The 20,486-nt window shown below is 71.6% G+C and carries 21 protein-coding genes; 7 read left to right on the plus strand and 14 right to left on the minus strand.

The features are described 5' to 3' along the window. Window positions 1–108: 108 nt before the first annotated feature. From HC028_RS01400 to hisI, 3 genes are read right to left on the minus strand one after another with little or no spacing between them, the layout of a single operon-like run. Entirely contained in the window at window positions 109–612 is a 504-nt protein-coding gene (locus HC028_RS01400) for a Trp biosynthesis-associated membrane protein (protein ID WP_168071855.1), read from the minus strand. Next, window positions 609–2,135, minus strand: a complete 1,527-nt coding sequence (locus HC028_RS01405) for an anthranilate synthase component I (protein WP_168071856.1) — start codon at window positions 2,133–2,135, stop codon at window positions 609–611. Before HC028_RS01405 ends, HC028_RS01400 begins: the two co-directional genes overlap by 4 nt. Further along, window positions 2,132–2,587 carry a phosphoribosyl-AMP cyclohydrolase gene (gene hisI, locus HC028_RS01410; RefSeq protein WP_373313843.1) on the minus strand — a complete coding sequence of 152 codons (456 nt, stop codon included), beginning with the start codon at window positions 2,585–2,587 and terminating at the stop codon, window positions 2,132–2,134. Before hisI ends, HC028_RS01405 begins: the two co-directional genes overlap by 4 nt. A gap of 153 nt (window positions 2,588–2,740) precedes the next feature. On the opposite strand from hisI, the gene HC028_RS01415 reads away from it, so the two are divergent. The 4 genes from HC028_RS01415 to HC028_RS01430 all read left to right on the plus strand — a co-directional run bounded on the left by HC028_RS01415 (window position 2,741) and on the right by HC028_RS01430 (window position 5,718). Continuing rightward, window positions 2,741–3,478 carry a hypothetical protein gene (locus tag HC028_RS01415; protein WP_168071858.1) on the plus strand — a complete coding sequence of 246 codons (738 nt, stop codon included), beginning with the start codon at window positions 2,741–2,743 and terminating at the stop codon, window positions 3,476–3,478. Window positions 3,479–3,650: 172 nt separating this feature from the next. Continuing rightward, window positions 3,651–4,373, plus strand: a complete 723-nt coding sequence (locus HC028_RS01420) for an ABC transporter ATP-binding protein (RefSeq protein ID WP_168071859.1) — start codon at window positions 3,651–3,653, stop codon at window positions 4,371–4,373. After that, window positions 4,373–5,110, plus strand: a complete 738-nt coding sequence (locus HC028_RS01425) for an ABC transporter permease (RefSeq protein WP_168071860.1) — start codon at window positions 4,373–4,375, stop codon at window positions 5,108–5,110. The genes HC028_RS01420 and HC028_RS01425 overlap by 1 nt, the downstream gene beginning before the upstream one ends. 14 nt (window positions 5,111–5,124) lie before the next feature. Continuing rightward, the gene (locus HC028_RS01430) at window positions 5,125–5,718 is read left to right on the plus strand and encodes a TetR/AcrR family transcriptional regulator (RefSeq protein WP_168071861.1); all 594 of its coding nucleotides are present in this window, start codon (window positions 5,125–5,127) and stop codon (window positions 5,716–5,718) included. On the opposite strand, the gene HC028_RS01435 is transcribed toward HC028_RS01430, so the two are convergent. From HC028_RS01435 to HC028_RS01445, 3 genes are read right to left on the minus strand one after another with little or no spacing between them, the layout of a single operon-like run. Next, window positions 5,712–6,236, minus strand: coding sequence for a hypothetical protein (locus HC028_RS01435; protein WP_168071862.1), 525 nt, complete (start codon window positions 6,234–6,236; stop codon window positions 5,712–5,714). The genes HC028_RS01430 and HC028_RS01435 overlap by 7 nt on opposite strands. Window positions 6,237–6,272: 36 nt before the next feature. Beyond that, window positions 6,273–8,051 (minus strand): ABC transporter ATP-binding protein, encoded by a 1,779-nt coding sequence (locus HC028_RS01440; protein WP_168071863.1) that lies wholly within the window; start codon window positions 8,049–8,051, stop codon window positions 6,273–6,275. Further along, complete coding sequence (locus tag HC028_RS01445) at window positions 8,048–9,928, minus strand: ABC transporter ATP-binding protein (protein WP_168072237.1); 1,881 nt, start codon at window positions 9,926–9,928, stop codon at window positions 8,048–8,050. The genes HC028_RS01440 and HC028_RS01445 overlap by 4 nt, the downstream gene beginning before the upstream one ends. Before the next feature lie 136 nt (window positions 9,929–10,064). On the opposite strand from HC028_RS01445, the gene HC028_RS01450 reads away from it, so the two are divergent. Together HC028_RS01450 and HC028_RS01455 are read left to right on the plus strand one after the other, a co-directional pair. Next, on the plus strand, window positions 10,065–10,697 hold the full coding sequence (locus tag HC028_RS01450; protein ID WP_168071864.1) for a TIGR03085 family metal-binding protein: 633 nt from the start codon (window positions 10,065–10,067) through the stop codon (window positions 10,695–10,697). A 127-nt stretch (window positions 10,698–10,824) separates the two neighbouring features. Further along, a complete protein-coding gene (locus HC028_RS01455; RefSeq protein WP_168072239.1) occupies window positions 10,825–12,615 on the plus strand; it encodes an AMP-dependent synthetase/ligase in 1,791 nt (596 codons plus the stop codon). Window positions 12,616–12,660: 45 nt separating this feature from the next. Here the strand turns inward: HC028_RS01455 and yczR are convergent, their stop codons facing one another. Continuing rightward, window positions 12,661–14,109, minus strand: a complete 1,449-nt coding sequence (yczR, locus tag HC028_RS01460) for a MocR-like transcription factor YczR (protein ID WP_168071865.1) — start codon at window positions 14,107–14,109, stop codon at window positions 12,661–12,663. Between the two features lie 59 nt (window positions 14,110–14,168). Here yczR and yczE point away from each other — a divergent pair, with 59 nt between their 5' ends. Then, window positions 14,169–14,858, plus strand: a complete 690-nt coding sequence (gene yczE, locus HC028_RS01465) for a membrane protein YczE (protein WP_239075324.1) — start codon at window positions 14,169–14,171, stop codon at window positions 14,856–14,858. A 42-nt stretch (window positions 14,859–14,900) separates the two neighbouring features. On the opposite strand, the gene hisF is transcribed toward yczE, so the two are convergent. From hisF to hisD, 7 genes are all read right to left on the minus strand, one after another. Further along, window positions 14,901–15,662, minus strand: coding sequence for an imidazole glycerol phosphate synthase subunit HisF (gene hisF, locus HC028_RS01470; RefSeq protein WP_168071866.1), 762 nt, complete (start codon window positions 15,660–15,662; stop codon window positions 14,901–14,903). Window positions 15,663–15,732: 70 nt separating this feature from the next. Then, window positions 15,733–16,461, minus strand: coding sequence for a bifunctional 1-(5-phosphoribosyl)-5-((5-phosphoribosylamino)methylideneamino)imidazole-4-carboxamide isomerase/phosphoribosylanthranilate isomerase PriA (gene priA / locus HC028_RS01475; protein WP_168071867.1), 729 nt, complete (start codon window positions 16,459–16,461; stop codon window positions 15,733–15,735). Between the two features lies 1 nt (window position 16,462). Continuing rightward, window positions 16,463–16,780: a hypothetical protein gene (locus HC028_RS01480; protein WP_168071868.1), complete on the minus strand. Its 318-nt coding sequence runs from the start codon at window positions 16,778–16,780 to the stop codon at window positions 16,463–16,465. A gap of 10 nt (window positions 16,781–16,790) precedes the next feature. Further along, the gene (gene hisH, locus HC028_RS01485; RefSeq protein ID WP_168071869.1) at window positions 16,791–17,402 is read right to left on the minus strand and encodes an imidazole glycerol phosphate synthase subunit HisH; all 612 of its coding nucleotides are present in this window, start codon (window positions 17,400–17,402) and stop codon (window positions 16,791–16,793) included. Continuing rightward, the gene (gene hisB / locus HC028_RS01490) at window positions 17,403–18,011 is read right to left on the minus strand and encodes an imidazoleglycerol-phosphate dehydratase HisB (RefSeq protein ID WP_168071870.1); all 609 of its coding nucleotides are present in this window, start codon (window positions 18,009–18,011) and stop codon (window positions 17,403–17,405) included. It lies immediately after the preceding gene. Further along, on the minus strand, window positions 18,008–19,081 hold the full coding sequence (locus tag HC028_RS01495) for a histidinol-phosphate transaminase (RefSeq protein WP_203981175.1): 1,074 nt from the start codon (window positions 19,079–19,081) through the stop codon (window positions 18,008–18,010). Before HC028_RS01495 ends, hisB begins: the two co-directional genes overlap by 4 nt. Window positions 19,082–19,083: 2 nt before the next feature. Beyond that, window positions 19,084–20,373 carry a histidinol dehydrogenase gene (gene hisD / locus HC028_RS01500; protein WP_168071872.1) on the minus strand — a complete coding sequence of 430 codons (1,290 nt, stop codon included), beginning with the start codon at window positions 20,371–20,373 and terminating at the stop codon, window positions 19,084–19,086. Between the last annotated feature and the right edge of the window lie 113 nt (window positions 20,374–20,486).

Below are 20,486 nucleotides of genomic sequence, written 5' to 3' on the forward strand. Positions count from 1 at the left end.
TCCCCTCTTCCGCTGTCATGCGCCCGATGCTAAGCGGAGTCCGAACGGGGTAGGTGTCCGGGGTATGGGCGTCGTCACCACAGCGCGTACGGCATAATGTCAAGCCCCCTATTGAGTGGGGTCCTCACCACGGTCGAGAGCGTCCCAGATCTGCGCCTCGCCGCGCGGCGCGGTCGCCGTTCCCGCCGGCCGTTCGTACCGGGCGCTCATGCCCGGCCACGCCCGCCCGTACACCATCGTCAACACGCCTGAGCCGGCGACGAGCAGGCCACCCAGCGCGGTCAGCACCGGCCAGGCCGGCGTGGCGACCCCCAGCTTCGACAGCGCGCCGGCGGCCAGCCCAAACCCCGACAACACCAGCAGTACGCCCACCGCGGCGCGCACCAGCCCGCGGGTGGCGAGCAGGGCGCCCGCCCCGGCGAGCGCGACCAGGGCGAGGGCGGACAACCACGGCAGCAGCGCGGCGCCGGTCTTCGCCTCGTTCAGGGCCGGCAGCGGCGCCGGGCGCACCACCGTGACGTGCGTCCAGGTGCGGCCGGCGGCCAGCAGCGCCAGCCCGGCACCTGCGGCACAGGCCAGGACCGCGACGGCACGTACCCGGTTGGGGCTCATCGCGCCGGCCGCAGCGTCTCCGCCGCCGTGATCGCGGCGAGCACCGCGGCAGCCTTGTTACGGGTCTCGGTCTCCTCGGCCTCCGGGTTGGAGTCGGCCACGATGCCCGCCCCGGCCGACACGTACGCCATGCCGTCACGGAACAGCGCGGTACGGATGGCGATGGCGGTGTCCATGTCCCCGCCGAACCCGAAGTAGCCCACGACACCGCCGTACACGCCGCGCCGGACCGGCTCCAACTCCTCGATGATCTCCATCGCCCGGACCTTGGGCGCCCCGGACAGGGTGCCGGCCGGGAACGTGGCGGCGAGGGTGTCGAACGCCGAGTACCGGTCGGCCAGCTCACCGACGACCGTGCTGACGATGTGCATCACGTGGCTGTACCGCTCGACGGTGGCGAACTCGGGCACCTCCACGGTGCCCGGCTTGCACACCCGGCCGAGGTCGTTGCGGGCCAGGTCGACCAGCATCACGTGCTCGGAGCGCTCCTTGGGGTCGGCGAGCAACTGCGCCGCGAGCGCGGCGTCCTCGGCCGGCGTCGCGCCCCGCCAGCGGGTACCCGCGATCGGATGCAGCATCGCCCGCCGACCGGTGACCTTCACGTGCACCTCGGGAGACGACCCGACGATGTCGAAGTCGTCGAAGCGCAACAGGTACATGTACGGGCTGGGGTTGGAGGTGCGCAGCACCCGGTACACGTCGAGCGGGTCGGCGTCGGTCGGGCGCTCGAAGCGCTGGGCGAGCACGATCTGGAAGCACTCGCCGGCCCGGATCGCCTCCTTGGCCACCTCAACGGCCTTCGGGTACTCGCCGGGGGCCGTCCGGCTCGTCACGCCGGCGACATCGGCGCGGTCCACCGTGGACACCATCGGCGGCGTAGGGCGCGACAGGGCGGTCGTCATCGCGTCGAGCCGGCCGATGGCCTGGTGGTAGGCGGCCTTGAGGTCGTCGTCGGACGGATCGACCGGCAGCACCGCGTTGGCGATGAGGACCGCAGCGCCGGCGAAATGGTCGAGCGCGACCAGGTCGGTCGCGAGCATCATGCCCAGCGCCGGCTGCCCCAGGTCGTCCTCGGCGAGCTCGGGCAGCCGCTCGAACCGGCGGACCATGTCGTACGAGATGAAGCCGACCATCCCGCCGGACAGCGGCGGCAGGTCGATCTCGTCGGGCTCCGGGGCGTGCAGCGCCGCGACCGTCGCGCGCAGCACCTCGGCCGGGTCACCGGCGGTGGGCACGCCGTCAGGCGGGGTACCCAGCCAGTGGGCGCCGCCACCCTGTTCCACGAGCGTGGCGGCGCTGCGCACGCCGATGAACGAGTACCGCGACCAGACCGCCCCGGCCGATCCGGCCCCCTGCTCGGCCGATTCCAGCAGGAACGTCCCCGGCCCGCCGGCCAGCTTGCGGTAGACCCCGACCGGCGTCTCGCCGTCGGCGAGCAGCCGCCGCGTCACGGGCACCACCCGCCGGGTACGCGCCAGCGCGCGGAAGGTCGCCTCGTCGGGTACGACGGCGCCGGTCGTCATGCCTTCTCCTCCCGGAGGACGTCGAAGAAGCAGCTGTGCTCGCCCGTGTGGCAGGCCGCTCCGACCTGCTCCACGGTCAGCAGCAGGGCGTCGCCGTCGCAGTCGAGCGCCACCGAGCGCACGTACTGATGGTGCCCGGACGTGTCACCCTTCACCCAGTACTCCCGTCGGCTGCGCGACCAGTAGGTCGCCCGGCCGGTGGTCAGGGTGCGCCGCAGCGCCTCGTCGTCCATCCACGCCAGCATCAGGACGGTGCCGGTGGCGGCTTCCTGGACGATCGCGGGAATCAGGCCGGCCGGATCGCGCTTGAGCCGCGTCGCGATGGCCGGATCGAGCTGCGTGTCGGGTTCTAGCTGCACAGTGCCCGATTCTCTCCCATCCGCCGGGTGCACCGGACGCCCGCCCCCACAGCCCCTTTTGCGGGGGTGTGCGGCAGGGACATCAGCGGTAATTTGTGGGGGCGCATCGGCATGCGTGAGATCCGCACCGAAGCGTTGGCGCGTCCAGATCTAACCCGAGGCGATGGCATCTGCCTGCCCGGCTCCCCACGAGCAGTGCTGCCCCGGCGGCGCGAGTCCGCCGGACGAGTGGACATAAGGAGCATCATGGACCCGGATACGACGGGGCACCCCTTCGGCGACACCTTGCCCTCCCAACGGGCGGTGGGCACAGCGGGGATACCGAGCCAGCGCCCCCCGTGGGAACCGCCCACCGAGCCATGGCACGAGCAGCCCAGCCCGTTCGCGTTCCGTCCCGCGCACTCGGCGCCGGCCGACGAGGAGCCTGCGGCCGGTCCCGCGCCGTGGGAGGCCGAGCCCGCGCCGTGGGAGGCCGAGCCCGCGCCGTGGGAGGCCGAGCCCGCCGCAGACGTCGAGCAGGTGACCGTCACCGCCCCGGCGCGCGATGCGGAGGCCGACGTCGACGAAGCGGACATCGAGCAGGCCGAAGCAGCCGAGCCTGCCGAGGTCGCTTGGGTGGCCGAGCCGGACGAAACCGATGAACCGGAGACCGGGTCGGACTCAGCGCCGCCGTCGGCCGGCGCGCTGCGCCCCGGCGACGTACCCGAGACACGCATCACGCTGTGGGGAGACGCCTCCGCCGAGGCCGAGGCGTTCCGCGCCCGCATCCGTGCGGCCGGGACCCTGTTCGTCGACGACCCGAACTTCGCCGTGACGGCGGCGGCCGCCGTCGTGACCGACGCGGTCGACGCCCTCGCCGCGGCGCTGCAACGCCAGCACGCCGACCTGGATCCCCGGCGCACGTCCGACAATCCGGACACCGAGTCGCTACGGGTGGCGATCCGGCGGTACCGGGAGTTTCTCGACCGCGTACTCGCGCTCTGATCCTTTAGATCTTGGAGAGCAAGGCATCAATATTGGTGCCTTGCTCTCCAAGATCCGGACAGCCGTACATGTCGATCTTGTAGCTGATCACACTCCCCGTCACATCGTCTTGTGCCGATCAAAGAATTCACCTACCGTTGATTTCAACGCTCGTTGAGTTTCGGAGGCCACCATGGAGATCGCGATCGGCGTCGACGACCTCGTCGTCCTACGCGGTAAGCGGCCGGTGCTCCACGGCCTGAGCTGCACCGTTCCGCGGGGCAGCGTCACCGGCCTGTTGGGCCCCAGCGGCAGCGGCAAGACCACCCTCATAAGGTGCGTGGTCGGCGTACAGAAGATCAAGTCCGGCAGCGTGACCGTGCTCGGCCAGCCGGCCGGCAGCCCAGCACTGCGGCACCGGGTGGGCTACGTGACCCAGGCGCCCAGCGTCTACGCCGACCTGACCGTCCGCGAGAACGCCCGATACTTCGCCTCCCTCTACGGCATCGGACACCGCCAGGCCGACCAGGCGATCATCGACGTCGGGCTCAAGCAGGCCGCCGATCAGCTCGTCACGACCCTCTCCGGCGGCCAGCGCGCCCGCGTATCGCTGGCCTGCGCATGGGTGTCAAAGCCCGAACTGCTCGTCCTCGACGAGCCGACCGTCGGCCAGGACCCGGTGCTGCGAAACGACCTGTGGCAGCAGTTCCACGACCTGGCGCGGGCCGGCACCACGCTGCTGGTCTCCAGCCACGTCATGGACGAGGCCGGGCGCTGCGAACGGCTGATCCTCCTCCGCGAGGGGCGGATCGTCGCCGACGACACCCCGGCTGCGGTGCGCGCCGCCACCGGCACCGATGACCTGGAAGAGGCGTTCCTGCGCCTCGTGCTGGCGCAAGAGAAGGCGGTGGCGTGATGTCGGCCCGGATCACCCTGCACACGACGGCGCGGATCCTGCGCCAACTGCGCCACGACCCGCGTACCATCGGGCTGCTGCTGGTCGTGCCGGCGCTGCTGCTGACCCTGATGCGCTACGTCTTCGACTCCCAGCCGGCCATCTTCAACCGGGTCGGCGTCACCATGCTCGGTGTCTTCCCGTTCATCGCGATGTTCCTGATCACCAGCGTCGCCATGCTGCGGGAGCGGACGACCGGCACCCTGGAGCGCCTGCTCACCACGCCGGTGCACAAGCTCGACCTGCTCTTCGGCTACGCCCTGGCGTTCGCCCTCGCCGCCGCGGCACAGGCGGCGGTGGCGGCCGGGCTGGCGTACGCGCTGCTCGACCTCGCTACGGCCGGCAGCGCGTGGACCGTCGCCGGGCTCGCCATCGGCAACGCCGTCCTCGGCATGGCGATCGGCCTGCTGGTGAGCGCGTTCGCGCAGAGCGAGTTCCAGGCCGTACAGTTCATGCCCGCCTTCGTCCTGCCGCAGATGCTGCTGTGCGGCCTGATCTGGCCGCGGGACCAGATGGCCGGCTGGCTGGAAACGATCAGTAACGTGATGCCGATGACGTACGCGGTCGACGCGCTCACCGAAGTGAGCCGGCACGCCGACCCGACCGCCACGATGTGGCGCGACGTGGCCGTGGTGATCGGGTGCATCGTGGTCGCGCTGCTGCTCGGTGCGGCGACGCTGCGCCGGCGGACCTCGTAGGAACAAGGAGAGGCATGCCCCGCACCGGCCGACGGCCCGGCTACTCCGACACCCGGGAGGCGATCCTCACCGCGGCCCGGCAGGCGTTCGCCGAGCGCGGCTACGACAAGGCGTCCATCCGCCAGATCGCGACCAGCGCCGGGGTCGACCCGGCGCTGGTCCACCACTACTTCGGCGCCAAGGAGCAACTGTTCCTGGCCGCCATGGAGGCGCCCATCGACCCCGGCAAGGCGATCGAGCAGGTCGTCGCCGGCGGCCTCGACGGGATCGGCGAGCGCCTCGTGCGCACTTTCGTGACCGTCTGGGACTCCCCCGCCGGCACCCCGGCGGCCGCGCTGGTCCGCAGCGCCGTCAGCCACGACTGGTCGGCGCGGATGCTGCGCGAGTTCATCACCACCCAGATCCTGCGCCGCGTCATCGGCAACCTCGAACTCGACCCGAACGAAGGGCCGCTGCGGGCGTCGCTGGTCGCGTCGCAGCTGATGGGCCTGATCATGGCCCGGTACATCATCAAGCTCGAACCGCTCGCGAGCGCGCCCCCCGAAACGATCGTCGCCACCGTCGCGCCGACGATCCAGCGGTACCTCAGCGGCCCGCTGGATCAGTAGGTGTGCCGGCGGAACCAGGACCGGGCCGCCGACGTGTTCAGCAGCACCACGTAGATCACCGGTAGGACCAGCCCGAGCAGCACGTTCGACCCGCCCACGGCGAACAGGCCGGTGTAGAGCGTGTGGGCGATGCTCGCCGCGGCGAGGAGCAGGACGAGCACCCGTACCCACCGCCGGCCGCGCTGCAGCTTGCGTGAGATGGCCAGCGTGAACAGCGCCGCGAACACGAGCAGCGCACCGACCGCGATGCCCGCGCCGGTCACCGCGGACAGGTCGACCGCGAACTGCCCTTCGAGGTATCGGTGACCGCCCAGCGCATACACCACGGCGGCGACACCGGCCGCGAGCAGCGCGAGCCCGGCCACGTACCCGATGATCGCGACGAGGTGCACCGACGCGGGCGCGGTACGGCGGACGGGCTCCGGTTCCACGTACTCGTCATCGCCGTGGTCACCGTAGACGTCGTAGTCGCCCTCGTACTCCTCGACCGGGTAGTGCTGGACGTACCTTTTGGACATGCCACAAGGGTGCACCTTTGGCGCAAAGGGCCCCGGTTACGACGCGCGGGTCTGTTCCAACCAGGACGCGTACAGCCGCCCGTACACGGACTCGGGGTCGCGGACGAGCTCGTCGTGCGGTCCGCGCTGGACGACCCGTCCGCGGTCGACGACGAGCACCTCGTCGGCGGCCTGCGCGGTGGACAGCCGGTGCGCGATCGCGATGGTGGTCCGCCCCCGGGTGACCGCGTCGAGGGTGCGCTGCAGCCGTACCTCGGTGGCCGGGTCGACCGCGCTGGTCGCCTCGTCGAGCACGAGCAGGTCGGGGTCGGCCACGTACGCCCGGGCGAGGGCCACCAGCTGGCGCTCCCCCACCGACAGCGCCTCGCCGCGCTCGCCGACCTGCGTGGAAAGGCCCTCGACGAGCCCGTCGACCCAGTCGGCGAGCCCCAGTTCGGCGAAGGCCAGGTACAGGTCCTCGTCGCTGATGTCCGGGCGGGCGAAGCGGACGTTGTCGGCGACGCTCGCGTCGAACAGGAACCCGTCCTGCGGCACCATCACCACGCGGCGGCGCAGCGACGCGAAGCGTACGTCGGTCAGCGCGACGCCGGACAGCAGCACCTGCCCACTCGTGGGGTCCATGAGCCGGGTGAGCAGCTTGGCGAAGGTGGTCTTGCCGCTGCCGGTCTCCCCGACGACGGCCACCCTGATCTGTGCCGGGATCGCGAGGTCGACGTCGCTCAAGACCTCAGGACCGCCGGGGTACGCGAAGCGGACGTGGGAGAACCGGACGTCGATCGGGCCGGGTGGCAGATCGAGGCCTGCCTCGCCGGGGTCGGCCACGTCCGGGGCCTGGTCGAGCACATCGAGCACGCGGCGCCAGCCGGCGATCGCGTTCTGCGCCTCGTTGAGCACCTCGGTGGCGATCTGCACCGGCTGGACGAACAGCGTGACCAGGAACAGGAACGCGGTCAGCTGACCCACGGTCAGGTGCCCACCGATCCCGAGCAGCACACCGACGACGACCACGGCCGCGGTCGCCAGGCCGGACGCCCACTCCCCCGCCGTGAAGCTGGTGACGCTGGTCCGCAGCGCCGTGAACTGGGCGCGCCGGTTGTCCTCGATCGCGGCGTCGAGCCGGGACTCGGTCCGCCGGCGCACCCCGTACGCCCGGATCACGGCCGCGCCGACGACGCTCTCGGAGATGGCGGCGAGCATCGTGCCGACGTGGGCACGCACGACCCCGTACGCGACGGTCAGCCGCTTCTGGAAGTGCCGGATGACGAACACGACCGGGGCGAACGCGGCGTAGACGACCAGGGTGAGCTGCCAGGAGTACGTGGCCATGACCACCGTGGTGATGGTGAGCTGGCCGAGGCTGACCAGCAGGATCACCCCGCCCCACTGCAGGAACTGGCTCATCTGGTCGACGTCGCCGGTCACCCGGGACACCAGCGAGCCGCGCCGCTCGCTCTGCTGGTGCAGCATCGACAGGTCGTGGATGTGGCGGAAGGTCCTCGTCCGGATGCCCGCGAGGGCCGTCTCGCTGACCGTGTACAGGCGGACGTTCATCAGGTACGCGCTGATCATCGTCACCAGCAGCACGAGGGCGGTGACGGCGACGACGCCCGCGATGGCGCCGAGGTCCGGGCCGCCCTGCACGAGCAGGCCGTGGTCGATGCCCCGCTGGACCGCGATGGGGACGGCCACCCGGCCGGCCGTCGCGAAGAAAGCGAGCACGAGGGTGCCGGCCAGCCCGCTGCGCAGTTCGGGCGACATCGCGAGCCCGCGCCGCAGGGTGGACCAGGTGGACGCCTGGCTCACGGCGGTCGTCATGAGATCCCCTTGTTGTTGGTTGCGGAGGGGTTGTTGCTGTTCGCCGGTGGCTCGTCGTAGGCCTTCTCGCGCTCCCGCTCCGCGTCGGCCTTCTCGTACGCGGTGACCAGGTCGGCGTAACCGGGGACGGTCGCCAGCAGCTCGGCATGGGTGCCGTGGGCGACGACCCGGCCGTGCTCGACGTAGACGACCTCGTCGGCGAGCGCGATGGTGGCCCGGCGGTAGGCGACGACCAGCACGGAGGCTCCGGCCCCGCCGTCGCGCAGGGACGACAGGATCGCCGCCTCCACGCGCGGGTCGACCGCGCTGGTGGCGTCGTCGAGGATGAGCAGCCGGGGGCCGCCGGCGAGGGCCCTGGCCAGGGTCAGCCGCTGGCGCTGGCCGCCCGACAGCGACGTGCCCCGCTCACCGACCGTGGTGTCGAGCCCCTGCGGCAGTGCGGACACGAACGACTCAGCCTGGGCCACCCGCAGCGCCGCCCAGGCACCTGCGTCGTCGACGCCCGGCCGGTCGAGGGTGATGTTGCCCCGGACCGTGTCGTCGAAGACGAACGGCACCTGCGGCACCAGCGCGACGGTCGCGGCGAGCGACTCGTGGGCCAGGTCCGACACGTCGACCCCGTCGAGGTACACGCTGCCAGCGGTCGGGTCGACCAGCCGGGCGGCGAGCGAGGCAATCGTGGACTTGCCCGATCCGGTCGGCCCGACGAGCGCGACCGTACGCCCGGCCGGCACCTCGAACGTCACGCCGTGCAGCACGGGCTGCCCTAACGAGGGTGCCGGCTCGCTCGTGCCTGACGGGCCGCGACCCGGCACCGTCGCGGCGTACGCGAAGTCGACGTTCTCGAAGCGCAGGGTCGCCGGCTTGGGATCGGCCGCCAGCTCGGCCTCCCCGTACGCCATGTCGCCGGTGGCGGTCAGCACGTTCTGTACCCGTTCCCACCCGACGGCGCTGCGCGGCAACTCGGCGAGCACCCAGCCGATCGCCCGTACCGGGAACGCCAGCACGGTGAACAGGAAGGCCACGCTCACAAGGTCGGCAACGGTGATCGCGCCCTGACGCAGCCGCCAGGCGCCGACGAGCAGCACGGTCAGGGTGCCGAAGCTGGGCAGCGCGTCCAGGGCCGGGTCGAACAGGCCACGGATCCGGCCCACCCGGATCATCGCGTCGCGCAGTTCGCCGGCCTTCGCCGCGAACCGCTGCGTCTCGTCGCCCTCCCGCCCCATCGTCTTGACCACGAGCGCGCCGTCGAAGCTCTCGTGGGCGACCGCGGAGACCTCGGCCCGCAGCCGCTGGGCGGCCGACACCCGCGGCGAGATCAGCCGCGAGTACACGATGTTCATGCCCAGCAGCGCGAGAAAGACCCCGACCCCGACGAGCGCGAGCACCCAGTCGGTGAAGAACAGCGACGCGACCGCGACGAACAGCATGACGACGGTCCCGACGGCGAACGGCAGCGGTGCGATCGGGTAGAAGGCCGCCTCGACGTCGGCGTTCGCGTTGGACAGGAGGGTGCCGGTGGCGTTGCGGTGGTGCCAGGCCAGGGGAAGTTCCAGGTACCGGCGGGTGACGCGACGGCGGTAGGTGGCCTGCAGGCGGAACTGCATCGCGCCGGCACCGAGCCGCCGGCCGAACAGGCCCAGCACCTTGGCCGCACTGACACCGAAGATCACCCCGGCGCCGCCGGCCAGGGCCGCCACGCCGACGTGACGGTGGTCGATCGCCGGTACGACCACGTGGCCGATGATGGCGCCGACGATGTACGCCCCGGCGATGATGAGGACGCTGAACAGGACGCTGCCGGCCACGCCGATCGAGAAGAGTCGGGGCTGCTCGCGGATGCTGTGACCGAGTACCCGAAATCCCTTGCCGAGCACTCGGTCGCTATTCAACACCGCTCCCCTGGTAAGTCATCGCTAGCGGTGTCCATCCTTACCAGACGCGGCCGGATCCGCACCTTCGTTACCAACTGTGTCCGGCGTCACATGATGATCTACGTCTATGATGGGGTGCATGCCGAGGTACGCCCCGATGGAGCGCGACGCCCTCGCCGACGCCCTGCTGGAGGTGGGGCCGGACGCGCCGACCCTCTGCGACGGCTGGACGGCGCGCGACCTGGCCGCCCACGTGGCCCTGCGCGACCGCCGCCCCGACGCCGTCGTCGGCATCCTGGCCAGACCGCTCGCCGGCTGGACCGAGCGGGTCCAGCGCGGCTACCGCGACGGCCACGACTACACCGAACTGGTCGACCTGGTGCGCCACCCGCCGAGATGGAGCCCGATGAGCCTGGCGCCCCTGGACGAGGCCGCCAACACCGTCGAGTTCTTCGTGCATACCGAGGACGTCCGCCGGGGCGAACCCGGCTGGCAGCCCCGCCCCCTCGACCCGGGCCTGGCGGCCCGGCTGTGGCGGCGGGCAGCGACGCTGGCCCGCCTCAACCTTCGCCGCTTCGACGCGACCGTCCGCGTCGAGGCGCCCGGTCACGGCGCGTTCACGGTGGGCGACGGGACACCCGCGGTCACCCTGCGCGGCGACCCGGGTGAGCTCATTCTCTTCTTCTACGGGCGGCAACGTGCGACCCTGGTCGATACCAGCGGCCCGGACGACCTGGTCGACGAAGTGCGTAGAGCACGATTCGGCCTCTAGGCCAGACTGGACTAGCCGAAAGGCCCCACCGCAACTTACTCTTCGGTAACACAGGCCGTGACCCTCATCACGAACACCCCTGCGGAGGCCACCGTTGACTGAGCTGCCCTACCGGTCCATCCCTGACATGTTCCTCAAGCGGGTGGCAACAACTCCCGACGCCCGTGCGTTCGCGCACCCGGCGCCCGGAGACGTCGGCGACCCGGTGTGGCTGACCTGGTCCCAGGTCGGCACGCGGGCCAAGGCGATCGCGGCCGGGCTGTACGAACTGGGGGTGCGGCCGGAGGACCGGGTCGCGATCCTGGCCAGCACGCGGCTGGAGTGGGTGCTCGCCGACCTCGGCGTGATGTGCGCGGGCGCGGCGACCACGACCGTGTACCCGACGACGGAGGCCGAGGACGCCGCCTTCATCGTCGGCGACTCCGGTTCGAAGGTGCTCATCGCGGAAAACGCCGACCAGGCCGCGAAGATGAAGAACGCCAACCTGCCCGACCTCGCCGCAATCGTGGTGATCGACGGGGAGCCCGGTACGGCGGACGTGCTGTCGCTCAGCCTCGCGGAGCTTGAGCGGCGCGGTAACACGCTTCTCGCCCAGCGGCCCGGCCTGATCGAGGAGATCGTCGACGGCATCGGCCCCGACCACCTCGCCACCCTGATCTACACCTCCGGCACGACCGGCCGGCCCAAGGGAGTCGAACTGCTGCACGCCGGCTGGGTCTGGCAGGGCCGGTCCCAGGCCGACATGGGCCTGCTGCTCCCCGACGACCTGCAGTACCTGTGGCTGCCGCTGTCGCATTCGTTCGGCAAGACGCTGCTGAGCGGGGTCATCTACGTCGGCATGCCGACCTACGTGGACGGCCGGGTCGACAAGATCGTCGACAACCTGGGCAAGATCCGGCCGACCATCATGGCGGCCGCGCCGCGCGTGTTCGAGAAGGTGTACAACACCGTCGTGACCACGGCCCGCGCCGGCGGCGGCGCGAAATGGAAGATCTTCACCTGGGCGCTGCGCGTGGGCAAGCAGGTCGCAGCGCTGAAGCAGGCCGGCAAGCCGATCCCGGCCGGGCTGTCGATCAAGTACGCGATCGCCACCAAGCTCGTCTTCGTGAAGTTGCAGGAGCGCATGGGCGGCCGGATGCGCGGCATGGTGTCCGGCTCGGCGCCGCTGTCCAAGGAGATCGCCGAGTTCTTCTACGCCGCCGGCATGCCGATCCTCGAGGGGTACGGGCTGACCGAGACGTTCGCTGGCTCGTTCGTCAACCGCCCCGACCACGTACGCGTCGGCACCGTCGGCCAGTCCCTCGGCGACCTGGAGGTAAAGCTCGACACCGACGGCGAGATCCTGCTTCGCGGCGTCCCGGTGATGCGCGGCTACCACAACCTGCCGGCGGAGACCTCCGCCGCGTTCACCTCGGACGGGTTCTTCCGCACCGGGGACATCGGCGAACTCGACGCCGACGGATACCTGCGCATCACCGACCGTAAGAAGGACCTGATCAAGACGTCGGGCGGCAAATACGTGGCGCCCAGCCACATCGAGGGCATGTTCAAGTCGATCTGCCCGTACACCTCGCAGGCGCTCGTGATCGGCCAGGCGCGCAACTACTGCACGATGCTGGTCACGCTGGACCCCGACGCCATCGCAGCCTGGGCCGCGGGCGGGCCGCTCGCCGGTCGCCCGTACGCCGAGATCGTGACCTCCCAGGAGGCGCACGACATGGTCGCCGGCTACGTGCAGCAACTCAACGAGCGGCTCAACCGCTGGGAGACCATCAAGCGGTTCCAGATCCTGCCCCGCGACCTGTCCATCGAGGACGGCGAGCTCACGCCGTCGTTGAAGGTGAAGCGCCGCGTCGTCGAGAAGACGTTCTCTGACGACGTCGAGAAGATGTACGCGGGCGCGCTCGCCGAGATCTGACGCCAAAGGTGCAGGGGAGGGCGAACGCCCTCCCCTGCACGCTGCTCAGGCGACGATCGCGGGGGCGCGCAGTTGGCGTACCGGCACCCGGTCGAGGCTCTCCCGGGCCTGCGCCAGCCGCCGGACCGCCTCGACCAGGTCGGCCTCCGGCAGGGTGTAGGGCAGCCGCAGGAACCGCTCCATCGTGCCGTCGGCGCCGAACCGGGGCCCCGCCGCCACCCGTACGCCCAGCTCCTCCACGGCGCGGGCGAGGGCGCTGGAGACCGGCGCGTCCAGCTCGACCCACAGGCTCAAGCCCCCGTGCGGTACGACGAACCGCCACTCGGGCAGGTGCGCGCGCAGCGCGGCGACGAGGGTGTCCCGGCGCGCGGTCAGCTCGGCTCGGCGCGCCGCCACCACCTGCTGACGTGCGCCCAGCAGGTGCGCCCCGACGAGCTGGTCGAGCACTGGCGAGGACATGTCGACCGCGACCCGCGCGGCGGCCAGCCGGGCCGTCACCGAGGTGGCCGCCCGTACCCAGCCGATACGCAGGCCACCCCAGTACGGCTTGCTCATCCCACCGATGGTGAGCACCCGGGCCGCCCGGTCGAACGTCGCCACCGCCGGGGGCAGCTCCGGCCCGTCCAGCCGCAGGTCGGCGAAGGACTCGTCGACGACCACGTCGGTGCCCACCGCGTGCGCCGCGGCCGGCAGCCGCTCCCGCAGCGCCGTCTCCATGAGATGGCCGGTCGGGTTGTGGAAGTCGGGGATCAGGTACGCCAGCCGCGCCCGGGCGTCCCGGACGGTGCTCAGCAGCAGGTCAGAGTCCCAGCCGGCATCGCCCAGGGCGTACCCGATGACGCGGGCCCGGCTGGCGACGACCGCGGTGAGGGCGTTGGGGTACGTCGGCGCCTCCAGCAGTACGCGCTGTCCGGGCGCGACGAGCAGCCGCAGCACCAGGTCGAGGGCGTGCGACACGCCGGCCGTGATCATGATCTGGTCGGGCAGGGTGGGCAGCCCCCGCTCGGTGTACTCGCGGGCGACGGCCTCACGCAGCACCGCCAGGCCCATCGGGTGGTAGCCGGCGCCGGTGAGGTAGGGCGGCAGGTCCTCGGCTGCCGCGGCGACCGCGGCGGTCAGTTCGGGCGGAGCCGGTAGCGCCGCCTGTCCGAGGTCGATGGTGTCGTCGTCCTCGATCGGCCCCCACAGCCCGGAGGTGCCGACACGGTGCCCGCTGGGCAGCGCGGTCCAGCTGCCGGCGCCCCGCCGGCTGGTCAGGTGGCCGGACTCGCGCAGCGTCCGGTACGCGGCGGTCACGGTGGTACGGCTCAGGCCGAGCGCCTGGGCCAGCTCGCGCTCGGCCGGCAGGCGTACGCCGAGCGCCAGCCGCCCGTCGGTGAGCAGGCCACGGACGGCGGCGGCGAGTCGCGCATACTCGGGCCCGCCCGCTCGGCCTGCGCCCTGCCACCCGCCGAGAAGCCGCGCTAGTTGAGACCCACGAACGGTGCCAGCCAAGGCCACTCCCCCCAAATTGGCTCTATCTACATCCCCGATTGGCCTTCAGAGTGGCATGCATGGGCTCCACTAGCAACTCTGTAGCCATACCACTGCGGCACCAGTTCGTACGCCGGTTCATCCAGTTACAGATTGGCCTTGTCTGCTACGGGCTCAGCATGGCGCTCATGATTCAGGCCCGGCTCGGCCTGGATCCGTGGGACGTGTTCCACCAGGGCATCGCCCGGCGCACCGGCCTGCGGTTCGGCCTCGTGGTCATCGCCACCGGCGTACTCGTCCTGCTGCTGTGGATCCCGCTGCGCCAGCGCCCCGGCATCGGCACGATCTCCAACGTGATCGTGATCGGGCTGGCGGTCGACGCGGCGCTCCTGGTGCTGCCCGCGCCCGACCCGCTCGCCGCCCGGTGGGCCTTCCTGATCGGCGGCATCGTGCTCAACGGGATCGCCACCGGCCTGTACATCGGCGCCCGACTCGGCCCGGGCCCTCGCGACGGACTGATGACCGGGTACGTGGCCCGCACCGGGGGTTCGATCCGGCTCGTACGCACGACGATCGAGGTGACCGTCCTGGTCGTCGGCTGGCTGCTGGGTGGCACTGTCGGCTGGGCGACACTGCTGTACGCGGTGGCGATCGGGCCGCTGGCCCACGTCTTCATCCCACTGTTCTCGGTCCGCGCGCCTGCGGTTGAAACCGACGTCCGCATGATCACCCTGAGTTTTGGGCGCTATGACACCCAAAACTCAGGGTGATCACCGAGATTCGCGATACAGACTCTCGGTGATCATGACGACCTAACGGACCGGGTGGCCCGCCGCCCGCAGCGAGGACTTGACCTCGCCGATCGACAACTGCCCGAAGTGGAACACGCTCGCCGCGAGGACCGCGTCGGCGCCGACGCCAACCGCCGGGGCGAAGTGCTCGATCGCACCGGCCCCGCCGGAGGCGATGACCGGAATGTCCACCACGGCCCGTACCGCCGTGATCAGCGGCAGATCGAAGCCGTCCTTGGTGCCGTCCCGGTCCATCGAGTTGAGCAGGATCTCCCCCGCGCCCAACTCTGCCACCCGGGCCGCCCACTCGACCGCGTCGAGCCCGGCGCCGCGCCGCCCGCCGTGCGTGGTCACCTCGAACCCGCTGGGCACCGACGCAGAGCGGCGCACGTCCAGCGACAACGTGAGCACCTGGCTGCCGAACCGGTCGGTGATCTCGGCGATCAACTCCGGCCGGGCGATGGCGGCGGTGTTGACGCCGACCTTGTCGGCGCCGGCGCGCAGCAGGGTGTCCACGTTGTCCACCGAGCGGACCCCTCCGCCGACGGTGAGCGGGATGAACACGTTCTCGGCCGTGCGGCGTACGACGTCGAGCATGGTCGCCCGCTCGTCGGCCGACGCGGTGACGTCGAGGAAGACCAGCTCGTCGGCGCCGGCGGCGTCGTACGCGGCCGCCAGCTCGACCGGGTCACCGGCGTCGCGCAGGTCGGCGAAGCGCACGCCCTTCACCACCCGGCCGGCGTCCACGTCCAGACACGGGATGACCCGTACGGCTACGCTCATACCATCGCCTCGCTTCGCTCCGCGATGCATTCGCGACGCACTGAGCTCATGGTTCGCTCGCTGCGCTCGCTCACCGCTCCTCCGACAGAACTTCCAGCGCCTCGGCCACGGTGAACGCCCCGGCGTACAGCGCCTTGCCCACGATCACGCCCTCGACGCCGGCCGGTTCGAGCGCCGCCAACTGGCGCAGGTCGTCGAGCTTGGCGACCCCGCCGCTCGCGACGACCGGCTTCTTGGTGCGCTCGCACACCTGCAGCAGCAGGGTGACGTTCGGGCCGGTGAGCGTGCCGTCGCGCAGGACGTCGGTCACGACGTACCGGGCGCAGCCGGCCCGGTTGAGCCGGTCGAGGACCTCGAACAGGTCGCCGCCGTCCTTGGTCCAGCCCCGCGCGGCGAGGGTGTGCCCGCGCACGTCGAGGCCGACCGCGACGCGGTCGCCGTAGGTGGCGCAGACGTGGTCGGTCCAGTCCGGGTTCTCCAGGGCCGCGGTGCCGAGGTTGATCCGGGCCGCGCCGGTCGCGAGGGCCCGCTGCAGCGACTCGTCGTCGCGGATACCGCCGGACAGCTCGACGGCGACGTCGAGACGCTTGATCACGTCGGCGAGCAGGTCGGCGTTGGAGCCACGGCCGAACGCCGCGTCCAGGTCGACCAGGTGCACCCAGTCGGCGCCGTCGCGCTGCCAGGCGAGGGCGGCGTCGAGCGGGTCGCCGTAGACCGTCTCGCTGCCGGCGGCTCCTTGGACGAGGCGTACGGCCTGGCCGTTGGCCACATCGACAGCGGGCAGCAGGGTCAGGGCCACGTCAGGTCCTCCGGTTCACAGTAAGTACGAACAACATGGACGCGCTGAGCGCGATCAAAATGGTCAGGGCTATCCGGGTCGACACTCCGTCGACCAGCAGCCACACGAACGTTACCGCCGCCAGCGCACCGACCGTGATGGCGGCCCGCTCGGCCCGGGTCAGGCCGGACGGCAGCCGGCCGGAGCGGCCCCGGCGGGGCAGTCGCGGGCGGAGGCGGTTCAGCGCGTCGCGCCTGCGGGCGGCCCGCTCCCGGCGTACCCGCGCCTTTTGGGCCTCGGCCTCGCGCGCCGCCCGCCGTAAGGCGCGCTCCTTGCTCATGGCGAGCTGCTCATAGCGAGCGGACCCAATTCTCCAGCAGGGCCGCGCCGGCGTCGCCGGACTTCTCCGGGTGGAACTGGGTCGCCGCCAGCGGGCCGCGCTCGATGGCCGCCGCGAACGCCCCGCCGTGCTCAGCCGTCGCCACCTCAGCGCCCTCCACCAGCGGCGGAGCGGCGTACGAGTGCACGAAGTAGAACCGGGTGCCCGGCTCCACGCCGCGCCCCAGCAGCGACGAAGCGGGCCAGTCGACGGTGTTCCAGCCCATGTGCGGCACGACCGGCGCGGTCAGCCGGGTCACCGTGCCGGGCAGCAGACCGAGCCCCTTCGTCACGACGCCGTGCTCCTCGCCGCTTTCGAAGAGAATCTGCATGCCGACGCAGATGCCGAGCACCGGTCGGCCGCCGCGGACCCGCTCGGCGATGGCCGGGCCGGCGTCGATCTTCTCGATGCCGGCCATGCAGGCCGCGTAGGCGCCCACGCCCGGCACGACGAGACCGTCAGCGGCCGCGGCAAGCCCCAGGTCGTCGGTCACGGTCACGTCGGCGCCGACGCGTTCGAGGGCCCGCTGCGCCGAGCGGAGGTTGCCCGAGCCGTAGTCGAGGACGACGACGCGCGGCGCCACCTACAGCACCCCCTTGGTACTGGGGATGCCCGACCGACCGTCGAGCGCCACCGCCTGGCGAAGAGCCCGGGCGACCGCCTTGAACTGCGCCTCGACGACGTGGTGGGCGTCGGGCTGGGCGCCCGGCCGGCCGGCGCGCAGCACGTTCACGTGCAGCGTGATCCGCGCGGTGTGCCCGAACGACTCCCAGATGTGGCGGGTCATGCTGGTCGCGTAGATCTGCCCGATGTACGGCGCGATGTTCGCCGGCTCGTCGTGCACCACGTACGGGCGGCCGGACAGGTCGACGGCGGCCTGGACGAGCACCTCGTCGAGCGGCACGACAGCGTCGCCGAACCGGGTCACGCCGACCTTGTCACCCAGCGCCTGGGCGAACGCGGTGCCCAGCGCCAGCGCGGTGTCCTCCATGGTGTGGTGGGCGTCGATCTCCAGGTCGCCCTCGGTCACCACCCGCAGGTCGAATCCGCCGTGCTTGCCGAGCTGGGAGAGCATGTGGTCGTAGAAGCCGACGCCCGTGCTGACCTCGACCGAGCCGCTGCCGTCGAGGTCGACCTCGACGAGCACCTTGGTCTCTTTGGTGGTGCGCTCCACGCGTCCGGTGCGGCTCACGACATGCTCCGATCCAGTGCGGCCAAGAAGGCGTCGGTCTCTTCGGGGGTACCGGCGGTGACCCGCAGCCAGCCGGGCAGGCCGACGTCGCGGATCAGTACGCCATGATCAAGCATCCGTCGCCAGACCCCGGCACTGTCGGCGAACCCGCCGAAAAGGACGAAATTGGCGTCGCTGTCCGCGACGGCGAGCCCGCGTGTCCGCAGCTCGGCGACGATCCGGTCGCGCTGCTCCTTGATCGCCTCGACCGTGCCCAGCAGCGTGTCGGCGCACGCAAGGGCGGCCCGGGCGGCGGCCTGGGTCAGCGCCGACAGGTGGTAGGGCAGCCGCACGAGTTGAACCGCGTCGACCACGGCCGGGTCGGCCGCGAGATAGCCCAGGCGGGCGCCGGCCAGGGCGAACGCCTTGCTCATCGTGCGGGAGACGACCAACCTCGGGTACGCGGAGAGCAGCGTCAACGCGCTCGGGGTGCCGGGCCGGGCGAACTCCGCGTACGCCTCGTCGACGATGACCATGCCGGTCGACTCGGCCGCCACCGCCTCGATCACGTCCATCGGCATGGCGGTGCCGGTCGGGTTGTTCGGCGAGCAGAGGAACACCACGTCGGGGCGGTGCTCGCGGACCTGCGCCACCGCGTGCTCCACGCTCAGCGAGAAGTCCCCGGCCCGCTTCCCGTCGACCCAGCGGGTGCCCGTGCCGACCGAGATCAGCGGGTGCATCGAGTACGCCGGGGTGAAGCCCAGCGCGGTGCGCCCCGGCCCGCCGAAGACCTGCAGCAGCTGCTGGAGGATCTCGTTGGAGCCGTTGGCCGCCCAGGTGTTCGCGGCGGACAGCCCGTGGCCGAGGTAGGAGGCCAGGTCGGTGCGCAGCGCGACGGCGTCGCGGTCGGGGTACCGGTTGAGGTCGCGCAGCTCGTCCTGGACGGCCTTGGCCATGGCGTCGACGACCACGTCGGGCACGGCGTACGAGTTCTCGTTGGTGTTCAGCCGCACCGGCACGTCGAGCTGAGGCGCGCCGTACGGCCGCATCCCCCGCAGCTCGTCCCGGAGCGGGAGGTCGTTGAGGTCGATAGTCACTGGTTGAACCTCACACTGACCGCCTGGCCGTGCGCCGGCAGGTCCTCGGCCTCGGCGAGGGTGACCACGTGGCCGGACACCTCACGCAGCGCCTCCTGCGAGTACTCGATGAGCTGCACCCCACGCAGGAACGTCTGCACCGACAGTCCGGACGAGTGCCGGGCACACCCGCCGGTGGGCAGCACGTGGTTGGAGCCGGCGCAGTAGTCGCCGAGCGACACCGGCGACCACGCGCCGACGAAGATCGCCCCGGCGCTGTTGACGCGCTCGGCAACGGCGCGGGCGCTCTCCGTCTGGATCTCCAGGTGCTCGGCGCCGTACGCGTCGACCACCCGCAGCCCCTGGTCGAGGTCGTCGACGAGGACGACGGCCGACTGCTCGCCGGTCAGCGCCTCGGTGATCCGCTCGGTGTGCTTGGTCGCGGCGACCTGCCTGTCCAGTTCGGCCTCGACGGCGGCCAGCAGGGTCTCGGACGGCGTGACGAGGACGCTCGCCGCCAGGGGGTCGTGCTCGGCCTGGCTGATCAGGTCGGCGGCGACGTGCCGCGGGTCGGCGGTGTCGTCGGCGAGGATCGCGATCTCGGTCGGGCCGGCCTCGGCGTCGATGCCGACGGTGCCCTGCACGAGCCGCTTAGCGGCGGTGACCCAGATGTTGCCCGGGCCGGTGACCAGGTCGACCGGCTCGGACTCCTGCGTGCCGTACGCAAACATCGCCACGGCCTGGGCGCCGCCGGCCGCGTACACCTCGTCGACGCCGAGCAGGCCGCAGGCGGCCAGGACGAGCGGGTGCGGCCGGCCGGTCTCGCGCTGCGGCGGGCTGGCGATGGAGATCGACGCAACCCCGGCGATCTGGGCCGGCACCACGTTCATGACCACGCTCGACGGGTAGACGGCGCGGCCGCCCGGCACGTACAGGCCGACGCGGCGCACCGGCCGCCAGCGCTGGGTGACCGTGCCACCGGGCACAACCTGAGTGAGGTGGTCCTCGCGACGCTGGTCGGAGTGGACCTTGCGGGCCCGGCTGATCGCCTCGAGCAGCGCCGCGCGCAGCGCCGGATCGAGCGCCTCGACGGCCGCGTCGATCTCGGCAGCGGGTACCCGCAGCGTGTCGAGCCGGACGCCGTCGAAGCGCTCGGTTGCTTCGATGACCGCGCTCGCCCCATGCTCGCGGACCGCCTCGACGACCGGGCGGATCCGCTCCATGGCGGCCGAGACGTCGAGCGAGGCGCGGGGCAGCAGGCGGCGCGGGTCAGCGGTGGAGCCGCGCAGGTCGATCCGGTTCAGCACATAGGGAAGTCTAGGCGGCTCTCAGGAAGCGAACCGGTTCCGTCCAGCGGATGAGATCCACGCCGCGCTCTCGCATCGGACGGACGGTACGTAACCGGCACATTACGCAAACG

Origin of the sequence: Planosporangium flavigriseum (assembly GCF_011947225.1) — a bacterium.
Classification (GTDB): Bacteria; Actinomycetota; Actinomycetes; order Mycobacteriales; family Micromonosporaceae; genus Planosporangium; species Planosporangium flavigriseum.

What these genes read in the sequence shown, in the direction of transcription:
- HC028_RS01400 (WP_168071855.1), bottom strand. Translation starts at nt 612, where the DNA reads ATGAGCCCCAACCGGGTACGTGCCGTCGCGGTCCTGGCCTGTGCCGCA.
- HC028_RS01405 (WP_168071856.1), bottom strand. Translation starts at nt 2,135, where the DNA reads ATGACGACCGGCGCCGTCGTACCCGACGAGGCGACCTTCCGCGCGCTG.
- HC028_RS01415 (WP_168071858.1), top strand. Translation starts at nt 2,741, where the DNA reads ATGGACCCGGATACGACGGGGCACCCCTTCGGCGACACCTTGCCCTCC.
- HC028_RS01420 (WP_168071859.1), top strand. Translation starts at nt 3,651, where the DNA reads ATGGAGATCGCGATCGGCGTCGACGACCTCGTCGTCCTACGCGGTAAG.
- HC028_RS01425 (WP_168071860.1), top strand. Translation starts at nt 4,373, where the DNA reads ATGTCGGCCCGGATCACCCTGCACACGACGGCGCGGATCCTGCGCCAA.
- HC028_RS01430 (WP_168071861.1), top strand. Translation starts at nt 5,125, where the DNA reads ATGCCCCGCACCGGCCGACGGCCCGGCTACTCCGACACCCGGGAGGCG.
- HC028_RS01435 (WP_168071862.1), bottom strand. Translation starts at nt 6,236, where the DNA reads ATGTCCAAAAGGTACGTCCAGCACTACCCGGTCGAGGAGTACGAGGGC.
- HC028_RS01440 (WP_168071863.1), bottom strand. Translation starts at nt 8,051, where the DNA reads ATGACGACCGCCGTGAGCCAGGCGTCCACCTGGTCCACCCTGCGGCGC.
- HC028_RS01450 (WP_168071864.1), top strand. Translation starts at nt 10,065, where the DNA reads ATGCCGAGGTACGCCCCGATGGAGCGCGACGCCCTCGCCGACGCCCTG.
- HC028_RS01455 (WP_168072239.1), top strand. Translation starts at nt 10,825, where the DNA reads ATGTTCCTCAAGCGGGTGGCAACAACTCCCGACGCCCGTGCGTTCGCG.
- yczE (WP_239075324.1), top strand. Translation starts at nt 14,169, where the DNA reads ATGGGCTCCACTAGCAACTCTGTAGCCATACCACTGCGGCACCAGTTC.
- hisF (WP_168071866.1), bottom strand. Translation starts at nt 15,662, where the DNA reads ATGAGCGTAGCCGTACGGGTCATCCCGTGTCTGGACGTGGACGCCGGC.
- HC028_RS01480 (WP_168071868.1), bottom strand. Translation starts at nt 16,780, where the DNA reads ATGAGCAAGGAGCGCGCCTTACGGCGGGCGGCGCGCGAGGCCGAGGCC.